The organism is Atribacter sp., assembly GCF_035418125.1.
In the GTDB taxonomy this organism is placed as follows: Bacteria; Atribacterota; Atribacteria; order Atribacterales; family Atribacteraceae; genus Atribacter; species Atribacter allofermentans.
Genome location: NZ_DAOLQM010000070.1, coordinates 5927 through 8804 on the forward strand (window position 1 = coordinate 5927; position 2878 = coordinate 8804).

General features: G+C 38.3%; 3 protein-coding genes. 2 read left to right on the forward strand and 1 reads right to left on the reverse strand.

Annotation, left to right across the window (positions count from 1 at the left end):
• The first annotated feature begins 289 nt into the window (after positions 1 to 289).
• The gene (locus tag PLK24_RS05245; RefSeq protein ID WP_324476977.1) at positions 290 to 1501 is read left to right on the forward strand and encodes a pyridoxal phosphate-dependent aminotransferase; all 1212 of its coding nucleotides are present in this window, start codon (positions 290 to 292) and stop codon (positions 1499 to 1501) included.
• A 36-nt stretch (positions 1502 to 1537) separates the two neighbouring features.
• Positions 1538 to 1687, forward strand: coding sequence for a hypothetical protein (locus PLK24_RS05250; protein WP_218112238.1), 150 nt, complete (start codon positions 1538 to 1540; stop codon positions 1685 to 1687).
• On the opposite strand, the gene PLK24_RS05255 is transcribed toward PLK24_RS05250, so the two are convergent.
• Positions 1630 to 2556, reverse strand: coding sequence for a DMT family transporter (locus PLK24_RS05255; RefSeq protein WP_324476981.1), 927 nt, complete (start codon positions 2554 to 2556; stop codon positions 1630 to 1632). The genes PLK24_RS05250 and PLK24_RS05255 overlap by 58 nt on opposite strands.
• Positions 2557 to 2878: the final 322 nt, after the last annotated feature.

Consider the following 2878-nt stretch of genomic DNA (forward strand, 5'->3'; position numbering starts at 1 on the left):
GTGGGAAAGGATTCAGTTCATTTCTAAAAAATTCCAATTCCCGTTTTACCTTCCCTGCTAAAGGGGGAGATAAGTTTCTGAAAAAGTATTTTTCTTTATCATTTGGTGTTGTCTTAGAGCATAAGGATTTATCCATTAAGATCGGTATAAAGAAATGAGAAGGCAAAATTAGAATTATGGACTATCATAATATAATTAATAATTCTATTTTATTATTTTTTTCAATACTGGGGTATTGCAAAAAGATGGTTCGGTCGTTAGAGTATTACCAAATAAGGTAGGTGAGACCATGAAATCCATTGAGAAAGTAGAAAAATTTGCCCAACTTAATGACTTCGTTGCCGACAGAGTATACCACTTGAGCGGTGAAGGTGCCTTTGAAGTTTTAGCTCAAGCCCGAAAATTGGAGAAGTTGGGTAAAAAGATTATTCATCTTGAAATCGGCGAACCAGATTTTGAGACTCCTGAAAGAGTTAAAAATAAAGCAATTCAAGCCATCCAAGCTGGACATACCCACTACGTACCTTCTTCTGGATTAGACGACTTAAAAGAAGCAGTTACAACCTATATGAAAAAAACCCGGGGAGTAAACGTTGACCCGGAGGAAGTTGTTATCACCCCAGGAGCTAAACCGGTTATATTTTTAACCTTTCTTATGCTTCTTCAGCCAGGTGATGAGGTGATATATCCCAATCCTGGCTTTCCAGCTTACCGGTCAATTATTGATTTTGCCGGAGCAAAAGCAGTGCCTCTTCCTCTTTTAGAAGAGAATGAATTTCGGGTGGACACCAATGAACTAAAAAGTTTGATAACTTCGAAAACCAAGATGTTAGTTTTAAATTCTCCGCATAATCCGACTGGTTCAAGATTATTGGCCGAAGACTTAGAGGCAATAGCACATGTTGCAATCGATGAGGACTTAATGGTATTTACTGATGAAGTATATAGCGAAATTGTTTATGATGGAGATCATGTGAGCATACTCCAATACCCAGGTATGAAAGAGAGAACAGTATTGCTCGATGCCTTTTCTAAAACCTTTGCCATGACCGGTTGGAGATTGGGTTATGCAGTTCTTCCTCGGGAATTAGCCGGATATTTATCTTTATTAGTTACTAACTCCAATTCATGTACCTGTACTTTTACTCAGATGGCAGGAGCTGAGGCTCTTTTATTCGAGAGAAACTCAGTTCAAAATATGACGAACGAGTTCCGTCGGAGAAGAGACTTTTTATTTGATCGGATAAGCAAAATTGAAGGTGTTCAAATTGTTAAACCGAATGGTGCTTTTTATTATTTTCCCAATATCAAATCTTTTGGATTAACATCCCGAGAAATGGCTGCTTACCTTTTGCAGGAAGCTGGGGTTGCCCTTCTCCCTGGAACTTGTTTTGGTGAACAGGGTGAGGGTTATTTACGGATTTCTTTCTCAAATTCGATGGAAAATATTTCTGAAGCTATGGATCGAATTGAACTCGCCTTAAAGCGATTAAAAGCATAAAACCGGATCTCATAACCGGAACAGGAGGACGATAAAATGAAAATTGTTTTAACTAACTTTAGACGAAAAGGGACTCCTATGAGCCGAGCCGAAGAACAGGGATTGCTTCAAAAAATTATTGATCTTCTCTATGTTGAAGGCTTGGAATTTGATTTAAAAATTGTTGATTCAGAATCTGGTGAATGATTGAAAAGCCGGGATGATATTTCAGAAAAAAGAATCCCGGCAACGATAAAGAAGCACCCCGCTAAAGTGCGGGGTGTAAATTTCTCTTGCCAAAGAAAATATGAAACCACCGCAGCAAACACTGGCTCTAAAACAAAAATGATTCCAACATGGATAGCGGTAGTATGTTTTTGTGCTATTTTTTGAATCGCAAAAGCCAGCCCGGTTGCGGCAGTCCCTAAAAAAATAAACTGACCAACATCGATCCACTGAGCGGGAAGGCGGAGTGACCGAAAAGAAATAGCTAGTAAAAAACTCAAAAAGGCTACCGTACCCATTTCAACGATAACCAGCGGAAGAGCCTGGCTTTTTTGGGAAAACTTTTCTACCAATACGATCTGCAATCCATAAGCTGCTGCCCCTACCAAGGTTAATAAATCTCCAAAAATTTGCCCTTTTTTTATAAATTCAGTAGGATTAAAAGTCAGAAAAGCTAATCCAACCAGAGCCATAGCTACTCCAATCATGGTTTCTTTTTTCAGCTTGGTTCGAAGGAAAGCGAAAGAAAAAAAAGGAACTAAAATAACCGACAATCCGGTGATAAATGCCGAACGGGCTGGTGTGGTATAAACTAAACCAAAGGTTTGAAAAAGATAACCACCAAAGAGAGCGGTTCCTAAAATCAAGCCGTATTTAAAAGTATTTTTATCTGGCAACCTTTGGGGAAGAATGAGTAGCAAAAATAAAGTGGCAATGGTAAATCGCCAAAAGAGAACATTCAGTGGGGCTTCTCTGCTTAATATGTTTTTCATCATGACAAAAGTTCCTCCCCAGACGAGGCAAACTCCTGCCAAGGAAAAATCAGCTATCAGTGAACGATTTATTTTCATAATTCTCTCCTTTAAATATCACTTGAAGCGATGGGTATTTTTTTTCTTGAATAAAATATTTTGCGCATTATTTGTTGGCATTTTAAAAGCACACAAATGGTAGTATATCTTTATTTTTCATAAAATTGAACCAGGAGAAGGGTTAAAAAACAATTTCTACGAGATTAAGGAATTATTCGCTCCTTCACCCTTGGTGGGAAAAATTGGGATGAGGATGAAAACCAAGATTCGTCATGCCATGGCATGACGCTACATTAATCGAGCGCAATACATTGCGCCCCTCCAATTTAATATTCTTTGGTAAGGGCTTGATTTATCATGC